The 19,901-nt window shown below is 72.3% G+C and carries 14 protein-coding genes; 11 read left to right on the top strand and 3 right to left on the bottom strand.

The window, feature by feature from the left end:
• The first annotated feature begins 137 nt into the window (after positions 1 to 137).
• From ACZ6ZI_RS14305 to ACZ6ZI_RS14290, 4 genes are all read left to right on the top strand, one after another.
• Positions 138 to 2,369, top strand: coding sequence for an MMPL family transporter (locus ACZ6ZI_RS14305; RefSeq protein ID WP_469519934.1), 2,232 nt, complete (start codon positions 138 to 140; stop codon positions 2,367 to 2,369).
• 103 nt (positions 2,370 to 2,472) lie between these two features.
• Positions 2,473 to 3,129 (top strand): hypothetical protein, encoded by a 657-nt coding sequence (locus ACZ6ZI_RS14300; protein ID WP_469519931.1) that lies wholly within the window; start codon positions 2,473 to 2,475, stop codon positions 3,127 to 3,129.
• 167 nt (positions 3,130 to 3,296) lie between these two features.
• Positions 3,297 to 3,464 carry a hypothetical protein gene (locus ACZ6ZI_RS14295; protein ID WP_469519928.1) on the top strand — a complete coding sequence of 56 codons (168 nt, stop codon included), beginning with the start codon at positions 3,297 to 3,299 and terminating at the stop codon, positions 3,462 to 3,464.
• 80 nt (positions 3,465 to 3,544) lie between these two features.
• Positions 3,545 to 6,646 carry a helix-turn-helix transcriptional regulator gene (locus ACZ6ZI_RS14290; protein WP_469519925.1) on the top strand — a complete coding sequence of 1,034 codons (3,102 nt, stop codon included), beginning with the start codon at positions 3,545 to 3,547 and terminating at the stop codon, positions 6,644 to 6,646.
• Here the strand turns inward: ACZ6ZI_RS14290 and ACZ6ZI_RS14285 are convergent.
• From ACZ6ZI_RS14285 to ACZ6ZI_RS14275, 3 genes are all read right to left on the bottom strand, one after another.
• Positions 6,643 to 6,840: a DUF6191 domain-containing protein gene (locus ACZ6ZI_RS14285; protein ID WP_469519923.1), complete on the bottom strand. Its 198-nt coding sequence runs from the start codon at positions 6,838 to 6,840 to the stop codon at positions 6,643 to 6,645. The genes ACZ6ZI_RS14290 and ACZ6ZI_RS14285 overlap by 4 nt on opposite strands.
• 43 nt (positions 6,841 to 6,883) lie before the next feature.
• On the bottom strand, positions 6,884 to 8,143 hold the full coding sequence (locus tag ACZ6ZI_RS14280; protein WP_469519920.1) for a PQQ-dependent sugar dehydrogenase: 1,260 nt from the start codon (positions 8,141 to 8,143) through the stop codon (positions 6,884 to 6,886).
• A gap of 117 nt (positions 8,144 to 8,260) precedes the next feature.
• Entirely contained in the window at positions 8,261 to 9,268 is a 1,008-nt protein-coding gene (locus tag ACZ6ZI_RS14275) for an aldo/keto reductase (protein ID WP_363062389.1), read from the bottom strand.
• A gap of 83 nt (positions 9,269 to 9,351) precedes the next feature.
• On the opposite strand from ACZ6ZI_RS14275, the gene ACZ6ZI_RS14270 reads away from it, so the two are divergent.
• From ACZ6ZI_RS14270 to ACZ6ZI_RS14240, 7 genes are all read left to right on the top strand, one after another.
• Positions 9,352 to 10,299: a 2-hydroxyacid dehydrogenase gene (locus ACZ6ZI_RS14270; protein WP_469519915.1), complete on the top strand. Its 948-nt coding sequence runs from the start codon at positions 9,352 to 9,354 to the stop codon at positions 10,297 to 10,299.
• Between the two features lie 272 nt (positions 10,300 to 10,571).
• Complete coding sequence (locus ACZ6ZI_RS14265) at positions 10,572 to 13,445, top strand: putative bifunctional diguanylate cyclase/phosphodiesterase (RefSeq protein ID WP_469519913.1); 2,874 nt, start codon at positions 10,572 to 10,574, stop codon at positions 13,443 to 13,445.
• A gap of 227 nt (positions 13,446 to 13,672) precedes the next feature.
• The gene (locus tag ACZ6ZI_RS14260) at positions 13,673 to 15,559 is read left to right on the top strand and encodes an acetolactate synthase large subunit (RefSeq protein WP_469519911.1); all 1,887 of its coding nucleotides are present in this window, start codon (positions 13,673 to 13,675) and stop codon (positions 15,557 to 15,559) included.
• Between the two features lie 32 nt (positions 15,560 to 15,591).
• Positions 15,592 to 16,116, top strand: coding sequence for an acetolactate synthase small subunit (gene ilvN, locus ACZ6ZI_RS14255; RefSeq protein ID WP_363062397.1), 525 nt, complete (start codon positions 15,592 to 15,594; stop codon positions 16,114 to 16,116).
• Positions 16,117 to 16,207: 91 nt separating this feature from the next.
• Positions 16,208 to 17,209: a ketol-acid reductoisomerase gene (ilvC, locus tag ACZ6ZI_RS14250; RefSeq protein ID WP_469519907.1), complete on the top strand. Its 1,002-nt coding sequence runs from the start codon at positions 16,208 to 16,210 to the stop codon at positions 17,207 to 17,209.
• 284 nt (positions 17,210 to 17,493) lie between these two features.
• Positions 17,494 to 19,083 (top strand): phosphoglycerate dehydrogenase, encoded by a 1,590-nt coding sequence (gene serA, locus ACZ6ZI_RS14245; protein WP_363062401.1) that lies wholly within the window; start codon positions 17,494 to 17,496, stop codon positions 19,081 to 19,083.
• Positions 19,084 to 19,238: 155 nt separating this feature from the next.
• The gene (locus ACZ6ZI_RS14240; protein ID WP_469519904.1) at positions 19,239 to 19,826 is read left to right on the top strand and encodes a TetR/AcrR family transcriptional regulator; all 588 of its coding nucleotides are present in this window, start codon (positions 19,239 to 19,241) and stop codon (positions 19,824 to 19,826) included.
• Positions 19,827 to 19,901 lie beyond the last annotated feature (75 nt).

Below are 19,901 nucleotides of genomic sequence, written 5' to 3'. Positions count from 1 at the left end.
GGCCCGGGCCGCTCCATGACCTCCCGGGCCACACCCCCACCCGGGACCACGAGTTCAAGAGCAAGCGTCAAGCGTTCAAGCGTTCTTTGCGTCGGGCCATCCCCGGTGAAGATCCGAACCACCAGGGAGCACGTCCGTTGGCAGCAATCGCACGGTGGTGCATGCGGCATCGACTCGTCACCGTCCTGATCTGGCTGCTCGCCCTCTTCGGCACGGCCGCGGCGGCCACGGCCGCCGGCAACGCGTTCTCCAACGACTACGAGGTCCCCGGCACCGAGTCGGCCAAGGCCCACGCCCTGCTGCGCGAAGGCTTCCACGGCCAGGGCGGCGACACCGACACCATCGTGTGGCGGACCCCGGACCACCAGAGCGCCCGCACGCCCGACGTGGAACGACGCATGACCCGCGCGCTGGAAGAGGTCGCCGCCCTCCCCGGCGTGGGATCCGTCAGGAGCCCCTACGAGCCCGGCCCCGCGGGCGCCGCGCAGATCAGCCGCGACGGCCGCACCGCCTACGCCGTCGTCACCTTCGACCGCCCGGCCGACGCGGTCCCCAAGGACCGGGCCAAGGCCGTGGTCGACGCGGCACGCAATCCCGCCACCCTGGTCGACGGCCTCCAGGTCGAACTCGGCGGACGCGCCATCGGCCTGACGGAGGCGCCCAGCGCCCACCTCGCCGAGGTCATCGGCGTCGCCATCGCCGCGCTCGTCCTCTTCCTCGCCTTCGGCTCGCTCGCCGCGAGCCTGCTGCCCATCGCGACCGCGCTCGTCAGCGTCGGCAGCGCCTACTTCGGCATCACCCTCCTCGGGCACGCCATGCCCGTCGCCGACTTCGCCCCCATGCTCGGCACCCTCGTCGGACTGGGCGTCGGCATCGACTACGCCCTCTTCATCGTCACCCGGCACCGCAAGGGCCTGGCCCGGGGCCTGACGGTCGAGGAGGCCGCCGAGAACGCCGTCGCCACCACCGGGCGGGCCGTCGTGTTCGCCGGCGCCACGGTCTGCATCGCCCTGCTCGGCATGCTCGTGCTGCGCCTGAACTTCCTGAACGGCGTCGCGATAGCCGCCTCCCTCACCGTCGTCCTCACCGTGGCCGCCTCGGTCACCCTCCTCCCGGCCCTCCTCGCCTACATCGGCACGCGCGCCCTCTCGCGCCGCGAGCGCCGCCGGCTCGCCGCCGAGGGACCCCGCCCCGAGACGCCGACCGGGTTCGCCGCACGCTGGTCGGCCTTCGTCGAACGACGCCCCAAGCTGCTCGGCCTCCTCGCCACCGCGGTCATGGTCGTCCTCGCCCTGCCCACCTTCTTCCTCCACCTCGGCACCTCCGACCAGGGCAACAACCCGGCCGGTTCCACCACCCGCAAGGCCTACGACCTCCTCGCCGACGGCTTCGGCCCGGGCATGAACGGCCCCCTCACCGTCGTGGCCCGCCTCGACGGCGCCGACGACCGCGCCGCCCTCGACCGGCTCGCCGAAACGCTGCGCACCACCGAGGGCGTCGCCTCGGCCGGTCCCGCCGTCCTCAACGGGGGCGGGGACACCGCCGTCCTGACCGTCGTCCCCGAGTCCTCGCCGCAGTCCCGGGCCACCAGCGAACTCGTCGACCGGCTGCGCGAGGAGGTCATCCCGGCCGCCACCCGGGGCGGCCCCGAGCAGGTCCACGTCGGCGGGGTCACGGCCGGCTACGACGACTTCGCCGAGGTGATCATCGGGAAGCTGCCCCTGTTCGTCGGCGTGGTCATCGCCCTGGGCTGCGTCCTGCTGCTGTTGGCCTTTCGCTCCATAGGCATCCCGGTCAAGGCCGCCGCCATGAACGTCGCCGCCGTCGCCTCCTCCTTCGGAGTGATCGTCGCCGTCTTCCAGTGGGGCTGGGGGAGCGAACCCCTGGGGCTGGGCAGCGCCGGCCCGATCGAACCCTTCCTCCCGGTCATCATGGTCTCGGTCCTCTTCGGGCTCTCCATGGACTACCAGGTCTTCCTGGTCAGCCGGATGTACGAGGAGTGGTTGGAGACGGGCGACAACAAGCGGGCCGTCCGCGTCGGCCTCGCCGAGACCAGCCGCGTGATCAACTCGGCGGCGGTCATCATGATCTCCGTCTTCCTGGCCTTCGTCCTCAGCGGGGACCGGCTCATCGCGATGTTCGGGATCGCGCTCGCCGTCGCCGTGGCCCTCGACGCCTTCGTCCTGCGGACCCTGCTCGTGCCCGCCCTCATGCACCTGCTCGGCGGCGCGAACTGGTGGATCCCCCGCTGGCTCGACCGCAGACTGCCCCGCATCAGCATCGAGCCCCCCGAGTGCCGCACCCGCCCCACGCTCCCGGCGCCCCGACCCGCCGCCGACCAGGCGGAACCGGCCCCGCTGCCTCGGTGACCCGCCGGTTCGCGGGCGCCGGCCCGGACCGGTGACCCACCACCGCGCGCCCGCCGCGCGGACTCTCAGGAACCTCTCAGAAACGCCGCCTACGGTGCCCCGCATGGACACCAAGAAGACCCTCGCCCCGACCGCCCCCGAGGCGGACGGCGTCGAGGACGCGTCGACCGCCACACCCGCACCCGCCGCCGCTGCCGCCGAGACCGCCGTGACCGAAGGGTCCGCCGCGACCGACGAGGCCGCCCCGGCCGCCCCGGCCGCCCCGGTCGAGGAAGCGGGCGCGGCGAAAGCCGACGCCGACGCCGTCTCCGCCGACGACCTCGACGAGGACGCCGACGAGGACCTCGACGCCGCCGCGTCGGGTTCGGGCGTGGGATCCGGCGCCGCCGCCGTCGTCTCCGCCGGCCTGGGCCTCGTCGCCCTCAGCGGTACCTGGGTGTCCCGGGTGATCGCCGAACGCCAGACGCTCATCGGCCAGATCGAGTCCGTCAGCGCCACCACCGCCAAGGAGAAGATCGCCGCCCTGTACGGCGACGCCTGGCACATGACCGCCCTGGTCAACGGAGTCGTCTCCACCCTCGCCCTCCTCATCGCCGTCTTCGTCCTGGCCCGCCCCGCCTTCGGTGCCCCCGGCCGGACCCTGCCCACCTGGGTCCGCGCCGTCTCCTGGGCCGGCGTGGCGCTCGGCCTCCTCGGCGTCCTGATCTTCGGCCTCATGTACTTCGACCTCCTCGTCCCCCTCCCGACGGCCGCCGAGTAGGCACCGCCTTAGACCGATCCGGTCCTCGGGCGGGGACCGGGGGCCCCGCCTAAGGACCCCCGGCCCGCGGACATGCGGCATGCGCCCGATGTGGCGGACCCCTCTGGGAAGCGAATCTTGGATCACACCGAACGAGGTGCCCGAGAAACACCACCAGGGAGTACGAGATGTTCGAGTACGAGATGGCCACCGCCCGCCGCGCCGACCTCATCCGCGAGGCCGACCGGTACCGGATGGTCCGCGAGGCCCGCAAGGCCCGCCGCGCCACCCCTCGCGGACAGGAACCCGAAAGCGCGGTGAGAGGGAACCGCGGCCGCTTCGCCCGGGCCGCGTGACCCGCCCCGTCGCGCCCGTCGACTGACGCGTGATGAGGAGCGCAGCGATAACGAGTGCCGTCGGGGCGCACCCCTGTGCGATGCTCGGCGACGTGGAAACCAGATCTGTCAGCCCGGTGTTCGTCGGCCGAGCCGACGAACTGGCCGTACTCGTCGACGCACTGACCCGCGCCGAGGCCGGGGAGCCGCAGGCCCTGCTCATCGGGGGAGAGGCAGGGGTCGGCAAGACCCGCCTCACCGAGGAGTTCCTCGGCGAGGCCGACCGTCGCGGCGCCGTCGTGGTCGTCGGAGGCTGTGTGGAGATCGGGGCGGAGGGACTTCCCTTCGCCCCCTTCTCCACCGCCCTGCGCAGCCTGCTCCGCCGGCTCCCCGACGAACTCGCCGCGGCCGCCGCCGGCCAGGAGGGCGAACTCGCCCGGATCCTCCCCGAACTCGGCGAGACCCCGCGCGGTCCGCACGACGAGGAGAGCACCGCGCGCCTCTTCGAGCTGACGGCCCGGATGCTGGAACGGCTCGCAGCCGACCGCACCGTCGTCCTCGTCCTCGAAGACCTCCACTGGGCGGACACCTCTACCCGGCACCTGCTCGCCTACCTCTTCCGCACCCTCGCCGGCGGGCGCCTGGTCGTCGTGGCCACCTACCGCGCCGACGACGTCCACCGACGCCACCCGCTGCGCCCCCTGCTCGCCGAACTCGACCGCCTGCGCACCGTCCGGCGCATCGAACTGCCCCGCTTCAACCGGGCCGAGGTTCGCCGCCAACTCGTCGGGATCCTCGCCTCGCAGCCCGAGGAGTCCTTCGTCGACTCCGTCTTCGACCGCTCCGACGGCAACGCCTTCTTCGTCGAGGAACTCGTCGCCTCCCGCGAGAACGGCTGCCGCACCGGCCTCACCGAATCCCTGCGCGACCTGCTCCTCGTCCGTGTCGAGGTCCTCCCCGACGCCGCCCAGCGCGTCGTGCGCATCGTCGCCGAGGGCGGCTCCACCGTCGAGTACCCACTGCTGCGCGCCGTCGGCCGGCTCGGCGAGGACGAACTCATCGAGGCGCTGCGCGCCGCCGTCGGCGCCAACATCCTCCTCGCCACCGCGGACGGCGACGGCTACCGCTTCCGCCACTCCCTCGTCCGCGAGGCCGTCAGCGACGACCTCCTGCCCGGCGAACGCGCCCGCGTCAACCGCCGCTACGCCGAGGCCATGGAGGAGGACGGGACCCTCGTCCGCGCCGAGGAACGGGTCATCCGACTGGCCAACTACTGGTACGCCGCCAACGACCCCGCCAAGGCCCTGCCCGCCGTCCTCGCCGCGTCCGTGACCGCCCGGCGCCGGCACGCCTACTCCGAACAGCTGAGCCTGCTGGAACGGGCCATGGAGCTGTGGGACGCGGTCCCCGACGGCGTGCGCGAGGGCCTGCGCCCGGCGGACTACACCGAGGCCTACCCGCCCTGCGGCTGCGATCCCACGACCACCCCGCTGCACCGCCTCGACCTGCTTGCCGAGGCGACCGTCGCCGCCCGCTTCGGCGGCGAACGCGAACGCGCCCTCAAGCTCACCAAACTCGCCCTGCGCATGCTCGACGACGACGGCGGGGACCCGCTGCGCGCGGCCTGGTTCTGGATCGAGCGCTCCCGGCTGGTCGCCGGCCTCGGGCGCGGCGACGGTTGGCAGGAGATCGCCACCGCGCAGGAACTGGTCAAGGGGCTGCCCCCGTCCCAGGTGCACGCCGACGTCCTCGTCCGCGCCGCCGGCTGGGGGATGCTCCACGAACCCGGCCCCGACAACATGGCCGCCGCGCAACGCGCCGTCGCCTACGCGCGGATGGTCGGCGCCGAGGAGACCGAACTCAACGCCAGGATCACCGTCGCCTGCCTCATGTCCGACGCCGGGACCCCGGAAGCCGGCTTCGCCGAACTCCGTGCCGTGAGCGAACGGGCCACCGAGCTCGGACTCGTCGTGATCGCGGGACGCGCACACATCAACCTCAGCTCTCAACTCGAAGGAACGGGCCGGTCCCACGAGGCCGTCGAAGCGGCCGGACACGGGGCCGATCTCGTCTGTGAGGCCCGGCTGCTGGACACCGAGGCCTGGATCCGGGGCAACATGGCCGAGAGCCTCTACAGCCTCGGCCGCTGGGACGAAGCCGCCGAAGCGGCCCGCCGCACCCTGCGCGTCGGCCAGAGCGCGGCGCCCCGGGGAGCCGCCGCCGCACGTCTGGCCTACCTGGCCCTGGCCCGCGGCGAACTCACCGAGGCCGCGCAGCAACTCGCCGCCGCCCACGACCACTTCGGCAACCACGACAGCCAGCCCCAGCACCGCCTGCCGCTGTTCCGACTCGCCATCGGCGTCGCCGAGGGCGAGGGCCGCATCGCGGACGTCCGCACCGAGACCGCCGACGCCGTCGCCTACGGCTTCGCCCTCGGCCAACACCGCTACGCCTGGCCCCTCCTGCTCGCCGCGGCCTCCGCCGAGGCGGACGCCCGAGGCCTGCCGGCCGCCGACGCGGGACGCGACGCCGCCCTGGAGGTGCTCCGCGCCGCAGCCCGCGGCCTGTCGGCGCCGCTCCCGGTGTGGGCGGCCCACGCCGAGTACCTACGGGCCGAGCTGCTGCGCGCCGAGGCCCGCGACACCATCGCCGACTGGACCTCGGTCGAGGCCGCCGTACGCCCCCTGGACCGCCCCTATCTGCTGGCCCGGGCCCGCCACCGGCTGGCCGAGGCCCTGCTCGCCGCCGGCGGCGACCGGGACGCGGCGGCCCGCCTGCTCCGCGACGCCCACGCCACCGCGGACCGACTCGGCGCCCGCCGGCTGCGCGAGGACCTCGCCCTGCTCGCCCAACGCGCCCGGATCCCCCTGGTCCCCGAGGCCGATCGCGCGGACCCCCCGGCGGCGGAGAGCGACCCCGCCGAATCCCTGGGCCTGACCGGTCGCGAGCGGGAGGTCCTCTGCCTGGTCGCGGCCGGCAGCACCAACCGCCGGATCGCGGAGGAACTCTTCATCTCCCCGAAGACGGCCAGCGTGCACGTCTCGAACATCCTGGCCAAGCTCGGCGTGGCCGGACGGGGTGAGGCGGCCGCCCTCGCCCACCGCCTGCGCCTGTTCGCCCCGCTCCCGCCCCAGGCCGCCGCGGACCTCGCATCCCCGGGTACCCCCGGCCCCGCCGCGCCGCGGACGGCCCGCAGGGGTTAGCCGGCGGAGTCGCCCTCGGGGTCCTCGGCGGGGCGTATGAGGACCCTGCCGGAGTCCAGGTCTATCGGGCCGCGTCCCGGATCGCCGTCGTTGACGTCGGTCCGGGACAGCTCCAGCCTCTTCTTCTCCTCGGCGGTGTGCTTGCTTCCCGGGTTGAACAGCTCGTCGATCATGTTGAACACCGCGTCCACCATGCCTCTCGTCCCCTCGCGGGGCGTCGCCCGTCGCCGATCGCCGTCACCGCACGGTCAGGGTCAGGATCCTGTCGTCGTCCGCCTGCGCGGAGCCGCGCCCGTCCGTCTCGCTCGTGACCAGCAACATCCGGTCACCACCGAGCGGGACCACCGTGCGCAGCCGCCCGTACTTCCCCTCCAGGAAGGCCTCCGGCTCCGCCGCGGGCACCGCCCCGTTCAAGGGGACCCGCCACAGCCGCTCGCCCTTCAGCCCGGCCACCCAGATCGACCCCTGCGCCCAGGCGATCCCGCTGGGCGAGGCCTCGTCCGGTCTCCAGACCGCGACCGGATCACGGAACCCGGCTCTGCCGGCCTTGCCCTCCACCTCCGGCCAGCCGTAGTTCCCGCCGGGCTCGATCAGGTTCAGCTCGTCCCAGGTGTTCTGACCGAACTCGGCCGCCCACAGCCGCTTGTCCTTGTCCCAGGCCAGACCCTGCACATTGCGGTGCCCCGTCGAGTAGACGACGGAGTCCGCCTCGGGATTGCCGTGCACCGGCCGGCCGTCGGGGGTCATCCGCAGGATCTTCCCGCCCAGGGACTTCGGGTCCTGGGCCAGAGCGGTGTCACCGGTCTCGCCCGTCCCGACGTAGAGCATCCGGTCGGGGCCGAAGGCGATCCGACCGCCGTTGTGGATCAGCCCCTTCGGGATGCCGCGCAACACCGTGTCGGGTGCGCCCAGTTGCTGTCCGGCGGCCCGCTGCTCGTCGTAGCGCAGTCGGGCGACGCGGTTGTCGGACTCGGTCGTGAAGTACGCGTACACCAGGCGGTCCGAGGCGAAGTTCGGCGAGAGGGCCAGGCCGAGCAGACCGCCCTCACCGCCGGGTGCCACCCCGGGCACGTCGCCGATCCGCGTCACCGCGCCGGAGCCCGCCGCGACCCGACTGACGCTTCCCTCGTCCCGGGAGGCGACCAGCAGGTCCCCGCCCGGCAGGACGGCGACACCCCACGGGGACTTCAGCCCCTTGGCCTGCTCCCCGGCCACCGTGACCGACCCCTTCGCGGGAGGCGCCGACGCTCCGGCGCCCGCCGTCCCCGAAGCCGTCGGGGAGGCCGCGCCGGGGGGCGACGAACCCGGCGGGGACGCCCCCGAGCCTGCCCCGGCCGAGCACCCCGTCGCCCACAGGGCCCAGCACCCCGCGAGCGCGAGCACCGCCGGCCCGCCCCGCACCCGGGACCCGTACCGCCCGCGACCGCGCTCCGCCGCCTGCCCGCCGGCCGGCCGCTCCCCGGCCCCGCGGAACCCGTACTGCCGTTCGTACCCCATCGCCCTCTTCCCCCGTCCGATCCGCCGATCCTCCGATGCCCGCCTTCACCCGGATCAACAGTCCGGGACCCTCACCGAGTTCCACCGCTCGTACACTCGATCGAGTGGTTGTCGGGCTCAGTCCCAGGCTCCCACCGCCGACCGCAACTCCGCTATCTCGGCCAGCTCCGCCGCCGACAGCCGCACCTCCGCCGCCCGGGCGTTCTCCTCCGCCCAGCACGCCCGCTCCGCCCCCGGCACCGGCACCACGTGCGGACCCTGCGCCAGCACCCACGCCAGCGCCACCTGCGCCGCCGTGACCCGCGGCCCGTGCCGCCGCGCCACCCGGCGCAGCCCCGCCGGCAGCACCTGGTGGGAGGCCATCGCGTCCGCCGTGAACCGGGGGTGGCGCGCCCGTACGTCCGCGTCCTCGAACCCCTGCCCCGGAGTCAGGGTCCCGGTCAGGAAGCCGCTGCCGAGCGGCATCGCCGCCAGCACCCCCACCCCCCGCGCCGCGCACCACGGCAGCAGCTGCCACGCCGCCTGCGGGGACCACACCGACAGCTCCGCCTGCACCGCCGTCACCGGGAACACCTGCTGGACCCGCTCCAGCTGCCGCAACGTCGACCGGTACGCCCGGTCACCGCGCCGCCCCGCCCCCGGCCCGGCCCCCGCGCCCAGCGTGCAGAACCCGAGCGCCCGCACCTTCCCCGCACCCACCAGCTCCGCCATCGCCCCCCAGGTCTCCTCGACCGGCACGTCCGGATCGACCCGGTGCAACTGGTACAGGTCGATCACATCGGTCCGCAGCCGCCGCAGCGAGGCGTCACAGGCCCGCCGCACGTACCCCGGCCGCCCGTCGGCCACCACGTGCTGCTCCCCGGCCCGCAGCCCCACCTTGGCGCAGACGAAGGCCTCGGAGCGCCGCTCCCGCAGCACCCGCCCCACCATCAGCTCGTTGGTGAAGGGTCCGTACAGATCGGCCGTGTCCAGCAGGTTCGACCCCAGGTCCAGCGCCCGGTGCAGCGTGCGCAGCGACTCCTCGCCCCGGCGGCGGGACGGTGCGTAGGCCCAGCTCATCGGCATGCAGCCGAGCCCTATGGCACCCACCGTCAGCGGTCCCGACCCGATAGACCTGCGCTCCACCCCTGCGTCCCCCTTCCGCTCCGGCCCTCAAACTAACGGCTTGATCCAGTTCCCCCGGCATCCCTTCGCATAGCCTCGTGATCATGACTGCAACGACCGGGGACGTGTGGCTCCCCTTCCCCGCCGCGGAGATCGACGGCCTCCCCGACTCCTTCCGCTACCGGCAGTGGGACGGCGAGGACGCCTTCCCGGCCGATCCGGCCGACTGCGTCTTCTACGTCACGCCGTACATGAAGTCCCCCGCGGTGACCGTCCGCCCGCTCCAGAAGATGCCGGCCCTGCGCATCGTCCAGACCCTCACCGCGGGCATCGACCACGTCCTCGGCGGCCTCGCCGACCTGGCCCCCGGCGTCCGCCTGTGCAACGCCCGGGGCGTCCACGAGGCCAGCACCGCCGAACTCGCCCTCGCCCTGACGCTCGCCTCCCTGCGCGGCATCCCGCGCATGGTCCGCGGCCAGGACCGCGAGGAGTGGCACGGCGGCTTCTACGAGGCCCTCGCCGACCGCTCCGTCCTGATCGTCGGCTACGGATCGATCGGCGCGGCCGTCGAGGACAGGCTCATCCCCTTCGAGTGCGGGCGGATCACCCGCGTCGCCCGCTCCGCGCGCACCGCCCCCCACGGCCCCGTCCACGCCCTCGCCGACCTGCCGGGGCTCCTCCCGGACGCCGACGTGGTCGTCCTGTGCACCCCGCTCACCGAGGACACCCGGGGGCTCGTCGGGGCGGACTTCCTCGGCCGGATGAAAGACGGCGCCCTCCTCGTGAACGTCGCCCGCGGCCCCGTCGTCGACACGCCCGCCCTGCTGACGGAACTGGACTCGGGCCGGCTGCACGCCGCGCTGGACGTCACCGACCCCGAACCGCTGCCCGCCGGCCATCCCCTCTGGCACGCGCCGAACGTCCTCGTCACGCCCCATGTGGGCGGCAGCAGCTCGGCGTTCGCCCCGCGGGCCAAGCGCCTGGTGGCCCGCCAACTCACCCGTTTCGCCGCAGGGGAGCCGGTGGAGAACACGGTGCTCGTCACCGGCTGAGACGGGGGCGCACACGCTGTGCGACGGCGCGTACGCGAACGGTCGCCGCGCCCCCTTCCGTGGTGACGGAGCGTAGAGATGCTATGTCGCTGAGTGACGAAAGTGGTGTATCGTCCGGAACAAGGGGCTGCGCCACGTACGTCTGGCGCTGGGGTGATCGGACACTTTGGGGGGCGACGGGCGATGCACGGCCAATGGACGAAGGACCCGAAGCGGCGAAGCCGCCGCAGGCGACGGTGGAGTGCGCCGGAACGAGCCGGCGAGGGGGACCGGTGAGTGCCCCGGGGGCGGCGCTCCTGACCCGGTCGCCGGCCTCCGGCGGCGGCAGGGGCCTGGCGGCGCAGCTCCTCCTCGCGGTGGTGAGCGGCGGATACGCCGTCGGCGCGGCGCTCGGCTGGGGTTCCGACGAACTCGCCGAGGTGATGGGCGACTTCGGACTCAGCGCGGCCGGATTGCTGGCCGCCGTCTCCTGCTACCACTACGCCCGCACGATCGACCGGCGGGAACGCCCCGCCTGGCTGATGTTCGCGTTCTCCTCGCTCATGGGGGCCCTCGGCAACGCGATCTGGGGATGGTACGAGGTCGTCCTCGACCAGGACGTCCCGGAGCCCTCGCTCGCCGACTTCACCTTCCTCTGCTTCGCCCCGCCCGCCATCGTGGGTCTGCTCGTCCTCGCCAAACGGCCCGTCACGCGTGCGGGTTGGGTCTGCCTCGGGCTCGACTCCTGGCTCATCGGCGGCTCCCTGCTGACCCTCTCGTGGAGCCTGGCCCTCGCCAACGCCGCCCGCACCGCCCAGTCGGGCGCCACCGGCAGCGTCCCGCGCACGGCCCTCTCGCTCGCCTACCCGCTCCTCGACATCGCGCTCGTCTCGATGGTGCTGGTGCTGCACTTCCGCCGCTCGGCGAACAACCGCTCGGCCGTGAACACCGCCATCGCCGCCCTCGCCCTGACCGTCCTGAGCGACGCCCTCTTCACCTCCCCGCTGCTCAACACCACCTACCGCTCGGGGGAGATCCTCGACGCCGGCTGGTTCGCCGGCTCGCTCCTCCTCGCCTACGCCCCGTGGGGCGCCCTGCGCGCCGACCCCGACGGCAGAGCCGCGCCCCCGCGCGTCGACCGGCCGCACAGCCGCCCCATCACCGGCTCGCTGCCCGCCCTCACCCCGTACCTCGCCGCCGCCGTCTGCACCCTCGGGATCCTCTACAACGTCGTGGACGGCAGGAAGGTCGACCGGATGGTCGTCTTCACCGGGTGCACGGTCGTGCTCGCCCTGGTCATCAGGCAGGGCATCATGCTGCTCGACAACATCGCGCTGACCCAGGAACTGGCCCAGAAGGAGAACCACTTCCGCTCCCTGGTCCAGGGCTCCAGCGACGTGATCATGATCGCGGCCCCCACCGGCACCCTGCGCTACGTCAGCCCCGCCGCCGCCGGGGTCTACGGTCGCGACGCGGAGGAACTGGTGGGCACCGAACTGGCCGCCCTCATCCATCCGGACGACCTCGGCCGCGTGGTCCACGAAGTGCGCAGGTTCCTCGCCGCGCCACCCGCCGAGGAGCCCACCACCCGGATCGAATGCCGCTTCCAGTCGGGCGGCGGCGAGTGGCTCAACGTGGAGTCCACCGTCAACCGCCACCAGGGCGGCCTCATCCTCAACAGCCGCGACGTCACCGAGCGCGTGCGCCTCCAGGCCCAGCTCCAGCACAGCGCCGAACACGACCCCCTCACGGACCTGCCCAACCGGGCCCTGTTCACCCGCCGGGTCCGCCAGGCCCTGACCGGCCGCCGGGCGGGCGACCACAGCACCGCCGTGCTCTTCATCGACCTCGACGGCTTCAAGGCGGTCAACGACACCATCGGCCACCAGGCCGGCGACGAGCTGCTCGTCGAGGCCGCCCGACGCCTCCAGGAGGCCGTCCGCGCGGGGGACACCGCCGCCCGGCTCGGCGGCGACGAGTTCGCGGCCCTGATCGCGGGCGACGGCAGCCGGGACCGCAGCGCCCGCGAGCACCAGGTGCACGAGATCGCCGAGCGGCTGCGCACCACGCTCTCCCAGCCCTACCGCATCGCCGGCAGCGACGTCCGCGTGGCCGCCAGCATCGGCGTCGCCTTCGCCGATCCCGGCATCACCCCCTCGGACCTGATGCGCAACGCCGATCTCGCCATGTACCGGGCCAAGGCCGGCGGCAAGGACCGCGTCGAGCTGTACGACCCCCGGATGCAGGCCGCGGCGGCGGCCCGGAAGGCCGAGCCCGCGGGCCGGCCGCGCACCGCGCTCCAGGAGGGCGAGTTCGTCCTGCTCCACCAGCCCGTGGTGTCCCTGGAGGGTGGGGAGGTCACGGCGGTCGCCGCGCAGCCCCGCTGGCGCTCCGCCCAGGGCATCCTCTTCACCCCGGCCGAGTTCCTGCGGGTGGCCGAGCAGGGCGAGGGCGGCCCGTCCCGACAGGACGCCGCGCGCGCCGCGGAACCGGGCCGTTGGCTCCTGGAAGAGGCCCTGGAGCAGGCCGCCGAGCGCCTGCGCGCCGGACACGAGGTGCCGGTGGCCGTGCGGATGACCGCCCGGAGGCTGTTGGACCGCTCCCTGCCGAGCGGGTCCGTGGAGGCGCTCCTGAACGGCCTGGGACTGCCCTCCGGGAGCCTGGTGCTGGAGATCTCCGCCTCCGACCCCAGAGTGCCCTTCGACGAGCTGGAGCGCCGCCTGACGGCCCTGCACCGCCTCGGCGTGCGGATCGCCCTCGACGGCTTCGGCAGCGGCTACGCGGCCATCAGCGCCCTCCGGCGGCTCCCCGTCGACCTGCTCAAGCTGGACCGGGGGCTGGTGGAGGGCCTGGTCGAGTCGGCCAGACTCCGCAAGATCACCGCAGGATTGTTGCGCATCGCAAACGATTTGGGCATGCAGTCCGTCGCCGAGGGCGTCGACCTGCCCGAGCAGGTCCTCGCCCTGCGCGCCATGGGCTGCACGCACGGCCAGGGAATGGCGTTTTCCGGCCCCCTCGACGAATACAGGCTGCGGCGCACGCTCGTGCGCGGTACGTTCCCAGTACCGGGCGGTTCCGCCCTGCCCGCCTTGGCGGGAGGCGCGTCCGGCGGCTCGATGGTCATCCGTAGGGGCTCAAATAATGAGACGCCCGTCCCACCCGCTTGACATCCACCTCCCGCCGGAGGGAGGGTCAGTGCCATGCGCACCCGAATTCTCGTACTTGGAAAGCGCGTCGGCTGAAGCTGGGACCCACACGTCCCCGCTCGACCCCACCGACGCGCTCCCCTCGCTTGCCACCTGGCACGAGGGGTTTTTTGTTGCACTGGCACACGCCCCGGGCCCTGAACCGGGACACCCCCGCTCCTCGTAAAACCCTCAGCTTCGAGAAGAGAATGCCGATGACCGAGCAGGCCTCCGGGGCCCACCATCCGCAGCCGCGGCCCCGTACGGGTGGGCAGCAGCCCACCGCAGTTGAGCACGTCACGGGTGCGCAGTCCCTCATCCGCTCTCTCGAAGAGGTGGGGTGCGACACCGTCTTCGGCATCCCGGGCGGCTGCATCCTCCCCGCGTACGACCCGATGATGGACAGCAAGAAGGTCCGTCACATCCTCGTCCGCCACGAGCAGGGGGCCGGACACGCCGCCACCGGCTACGCCCAGGCGACCGGCAAGGTCGGCGTCTGCATGGCCACCTCCGGCCCGGGTGCCACCAACCTGGTCACGCCGATCGCCGACGCGCACATGGACTCCGTCCCGCTGGTCGCCATCACCGGCCAGGTCTCCTCCAAGGCGATCGGCACGGACGCCTTCCAGGAGGCGGACATCGTCGGCATCACCATGCCGATCACCAAGCACAACTTCCTGGTCACCAAGGCCGAGGACATCGCGAAGACCATCGCCGAGGCCTTCCACATCGCGGCCAGCGGCCGCCCCGGCCCGGTGCTCGTCGACATCGCCAAGGACGCCCTCCAGTCGAAGACGACGTTCTCCTGGCCGCCGGCCATGGACCTGCCGGGCTACCGGCCGGTCACCAAGCCGCACGCCAAGCAGATCCGCGAGGCCGCCAAGCTCATCGCCGCGGCCAAGCGCCCGGTCCTGTACGTCGGCGGCGGCGTCATGAAGTCCGGCGCCACGGCCGAGCTGAAGGTCCTCGCCGAGCTGACCGGTGTCCCCGTCTGTACCACCCTGATGGCCCTGGGCTCCTTCCCCGACAGCCACCCGCTGCACGTCGGCATGCCGGGCATGCACGGCAGCGTCACCGGCGTCACCGCGCTCCAGAAGTCGGACCTGCTGATCGCCCTCGGCACCCGCTTCGACGACCGCGTCACCGGCAAGCTCGACAGCTTCGCCCCCTTCGCCAAGGTCATCCACGCGGACATCGACCCGGCGGAGATCGGCAAGAACCGCGAGGTCGACGTCCCGATCGTCGGTGACGCCCGCGAGGTCATCGCCGACCTGATCCAGGCCATCCAGGCGGAGCACAACGACGGCAACGCCGGCGACTACAGCGCCTGGTGGAACGACCTCAACCGCTGGCGCGAGACCTACCCCCTGGGCTACGACCTGCCCGAGGACGGTTCGCTCTCCCCGCAGCAGGTCATCGAGCGCATCGGCGAGCTCGCGCCGCAGGGCACGATCTTCACGGCCGGCGTCGGCCAGCACCAGATGTGGGCCTCCCACTTCGTCAAGTACGAGGAGCCCCGCACCTGGCTGAACTCCGGCGGCGCCGGAACCATGGGCTACGCGGTCCCCGCCGCGATGGGCGCCAAGGTCGGCATGCCGGACCGCCCCGTCTGGGCGATCGACGGCGACGGCTGCTTCCAGATGACCAATCAGGAACTGGCCACCTGCGCGCTGAACAACATCCCGATCAAGGTCGCGATCATCAACAACGGCGCCCTGGGCATGGTCCGCCAGTGGCAGACCCTGTTCTACAACCAGCGCTACTCCAACACCGTGCTGCACGCCGACGAGACCGGGCACGACACGGTGGGCTCCCAGCTCGGCGAGTCCAGCGCCCCCCGCCAGGGCACCCGCGTCCCGGACTTCGTCAAGCTGTCCGAGGCCATGGGCTGCGTCGCGCTGCGCTGCGAGGACCCGGCGGACCTGGACAAGGTCATCGCCGAGGCCAACGCGATCAACGACCGCACCGTCGTGATCGACTTCATCGTCCACGAGGACGCCATGGTGTGGCCGATGGTCGCCGCCGGCACCTCCAACGACGAGGTCATGGCAGCCCGGGGCGTCCGCCCCGACTTCGGCGACAACGAAGACGACTGAGCCGAGAGAGCCGAAGAGAGAGAACGACTCACATGTCCAAGCACACGCTCTCCGTCCTGGTCGAGAACACGCCCGGCATCCTCGCCCGGATCGCCGCGCTGTTCTCCCGCCGCGGATTCAACATCGACTCCCTCGCGGTCGGCGTCACCGAGCACCCCGACATCTCCCGCATCACCATCGTCGTGAACGTCGAGGACCTCCCGCTGGAGCAGGTGACCAAGCAGCTCAACAAGCTGGTCAACGTCCTCAAGATCGTCGAGCTGGAGCCGCACAACGCCATCGAGCGCGAGCTCGTCCTCGTGAAGGTCCGCGCCGACAACGAGACGCGCTCCCAGATCGTCGAGATCGTCCAGCTCTTCCGCGCCAAGACGGTCGACGTCTCCCCGGAGGCCGTCACCATCGAGGCCACCGGCGGCAGCGACAAGCTCGGCGCCATGCTCAAGATGCTGGAGCCCTTCGGCATCAAGGAGCTCGTGCAGTCCGGCACGATCGCCATAGGGCGTGGCGGACGGTCCATCACGGACCGCAGCCTGCGCTCGCTCGACCGCAGCGCCTGACACGCCGGTTCGCATAGCGAGACCGGGAAACCCATCTTCCGTTCCCCGCCGTACGGTGGGAGCAACACCAGCGCACCAAGGAGATATCCCAGTGGCCGAGCTGTTCTACGAGAACGACGCCGACCTGTCCATCATCCAGGGCCGCAAGGTCGCGGTCATCGGCTACGGCAGCCAGGGCCACGCCCACGCGCTGTCGCTCCGTGACTCGGGCGTCGACGTCGTCGTCGGTCTGAAGGAGGGCTCGAAGTCCAAGGCCAAGGCCGAGGAGCAGGGTCTGAAGGTCGTCTCCGTCTCGGAGGCCGCCGAGTGGGCGAACGTCATCATGATCCTGACCCCGGACCCGCTCCAGGCCGAGATCTACGAGGAGTCCATCAAGGACCACCTCAAGGAGGGCGACGCGCTCTTCTTCGGCCACGGCTTCAACGTCCGCTACGGCTTCATCAAGCCCCCGGCCAACGTGGACGTCGCCCTCGTCGCCCCGAAGGGCCCGGGCCACCTGGTCCGCCGCCAGTACGAGGAAGGCCGCGGCGTGCCCTGCATCGCCGCCGTCGAGCAGGACTTCACCGGCAGTGCCTTCGACCTCGCGCTGTCCTACGCGGCCGGCATCGGCGGCACGCGCGCCGGCGTCATCAAGACCACCTTCACCGAGGAGACCGAGACCGACCTGTTCGGTGAGCAGGCCGTCCTCTGCGGTGGCGCCTCCGCCCTGGTCAAGGCCGGTTTCGAGACCCTGACCGAGGCCGGCTACCAGCCGGAGATCGCCTACTTCGAGTGCCTGCACGAGCTGAAGCTCATCGTCGACCTCATGTACGAGGGCGGCCTGGAGAAGATGCGCTGGTCGGTCTCCGAGACCGCCGAGTGGGGCGACTACATCACCGGCCCCCGCGTCATCACCGACGCCACCAAGGCCGAGATGAAGAAGGTCCTGGCCGAGATCCAGAGCGGCGAGTTCGCCAACACCTGGATGGCCGAGTACAAGGCCGGTCTGCCGAAGTACAACGAGTACAAGAAGGCCGACTCCGAGCACCTGCTGGAGACCACCGGCAAGAAGCTGCGCAAGCTGATGAGCTGGGTCGACAACGACGAGAGCTGATCGCGCGGACGGTGGGGCCGCGGCGTGCGCGCCGCGGCCCCACCGGTCGGTCGCCCGGGCCCGAGTCGGCCGGAATGTAGACGTCCCGTAGTGCGGATTGTCCACCCCGGCCAATCACGGACGGGTGATCCTTCCGTACAGGCGGAATTCCGTTCCGGATCCGCCACTACACTGCTCAACACAACGCGTCAGGCCCACAGTGTCGTGCGTCTTCCACGCGGCTACCCCCTCCACCGCCTGCGGCCGTCGGGACGGCCGTCCGCACTGGACTTGTGAGGACCCACGTGAGCTCGAAACCTGTCGTACTCATCGCCGAAGAGCTGTCGCCCGCCACGGTGGACGCACTCGGTCCGGACTTCGAGATCCGGCACGTCAACGGAGCCGACCGCGCGGAGCTGCTGCCCGCGATCGTCGACGTGGACGCCATCCTCGTCCGCTCCGCCACCAAGGTGGACGCCGAGGCGATCGCCGCCGCCAAGAAGCTCAAGGTCGTCGCGCGCGCCGGTGTCGGCCTCGACAACGTCGACGTGTCCGCCGCCACCAAGGCCGGCGTGATGGTCGTGAACGCCCCGACCTCCAACATCGTCACCGCCGCCGAGCTCGCCTGCGGCCTGCTCGTCGCCACCGCCCGCAACATCCCGCAGGCCAACACCGCCCTGAAGAACGGCGAGTGGAAGCGGAACAAGTACACGGGCGTCGAGCTGAGCGAGAAGACCCTCGGCGTCGTCGGCCTCGGCCGCATCGGCGTCCTGGTCGCCCAGCGCATGTCGGCCTTCGGCATGAAGATCGTCGCGTACGACCCCTACGTGCAGCCCGCGCGCGCCGCCCAGATGGGCGTCAAGATGCTCACGCTGGACGAGCTGCTGGAGGTCGCGGACTTCATCACCGTGCACCTGCCCAAGACCCCCGAGACCCTCGGTCTCATCGGGGACGAGGCCCTGCACAAGGTCAAGCCGTCCGTCCGCATCGTCAACGCCGCCCGCGGAGGGATCGTGGACGAGGCCGCGCTGTACTCGGCGATCAAGGAGGGCCGCGTCGCCGGCGCCGGCCTCGACGTGTACGCGAAGGAGCCCTGCACGGACTCCCCGCTCTTCGAGCTCGACCAGGTCGTGTGCACCCCGCACCTCGGCGCCTCCACGGACGAGGCCCAGGAGAAGGCCGGCATCGCCGTCGCCAAGTCGGTGCGCCTGGCCCTCGCCGGTGAGCTCGTGCCGGACGCGGTCAACGTCCAGGGCGGCGTCATCGCCGAGGACGTCCGTCCCGGTCTGCCCCTCGCCGAGAAGCTCGGCCGCATCTTCACCGCCCTGGCGGGCGAGGTCGCGGTCCGTCTCGACGTCGAGGTCTGCGGCGAGATCACCCAGCACGACGTGAAGGTGCTCGAACTCTCCGCCCTCAAGGGCGTCTTCGAGGACGTCGTCGACGAGACGGTCTCCTACGTCAACGCCCCCCTGTTCGCGCAGGAGCGCGGCGTCGAGGTGCGGCTGACCACCAGCTCGGAGTCCCCGGACCACCGCAACGTGGTGACCGTGCGCGGCACCCTGTCGGACGGTCAGGAGGTGTCGGTCTCCGGCACCCTGGCGGGCCCGAAGCACCTTCAGAAGATCGTGGGCGTCGGCGAGTACGACGTGGACCTGGCCCTGGCCGACCACATGATCGTGCTCCGCTACACCGACCGTCCGGGCGTGGTCGGCAAGGTCGGCCACCTGCTCGGCGAGGCCGGCCTCAACATCGCCGGCATGCAGGTCGCCCGCGCCGAGGAGGGTGGCGAGGCGCTCGTCGTCCTCACCGTCGACGCGGAGGTTCCGGTGGACGTCCTCGCGGCCATCTCGGCCGAGATCGGCGCCGCTTCGGCCCGTACGGTCAACCTGGGCTGATCGCGGCGCCGCGAGCGCCGCGCGACGCGGGAAGGGCCCGGGGAGTGGACCCCGGGCCCTTTCGCCTGCCCGCCGCCCCACAGGGGCATGAACGGTTGTCTATGACGGATGTATGGAACTTCTGTCTGAGACGGTTGTCTTGCTACCGTGGCGGCATGGGACATCGTGAAGACCTGCTCGAAGGCGCCAAGAAGTGCCTGGCCGAGAAGGGGTTCGTGCGGACCACCGCGCGCGACATCGTCAGCGCGTCCGGTACGAACCTCGCCTCGATCGGCTACCACTACGGCTCCAAGGACGCCCTGCTCACGCAGGCGTTCATCGCGCTGATGGAGGAGTGGGGCGACGGCTTCCAGGCCGGCCTGGCGGGGGAGCCGGGCACCCTGGAGCGGTTCCGGTCCGTCTGGGAGGGCGTCCTCGCCCGGCACGAGGCGTCCAGCCCCGTCTGGTCGGCCAGCCTGGAGGTGGCGCTGGGCCGGGACACCCGCCCCGAACTGCGGGCCATGCTCGCCGCCTCGCAGTCCGAGGGCCGCCGGGGCCTCGTCTCCATGGTGACCGGGACCCCGGAGGAGCAGATCACCGAGCGCGAGGAGCGGACGGTCGGCGCCGTCTACCAGGCGCTCCTCAACGGCCTGATGATCCAGTGGCTCTTCGACCCCGAGAGCGCCGCCACCGCCGAGGAGTTCACCGAGGGCATGCGGCGGATCGCGGGGGAGCTCGGCGGCGCGCCGACGCCGCAGGCGTAGCCGTCCCGACGGGCGTACGGGTCCCCGCGCGCCCCGCGCGAGCGGAACGGGAACCGCCGCCGCGCGGCCCCCGTC

It is taken from the genome of Streptomyces sp. NPDC103540 (assembly GCF_055584445.1).
This window is presented reverse-complemented; position numbering and strand designations above follow the sequence as displayed.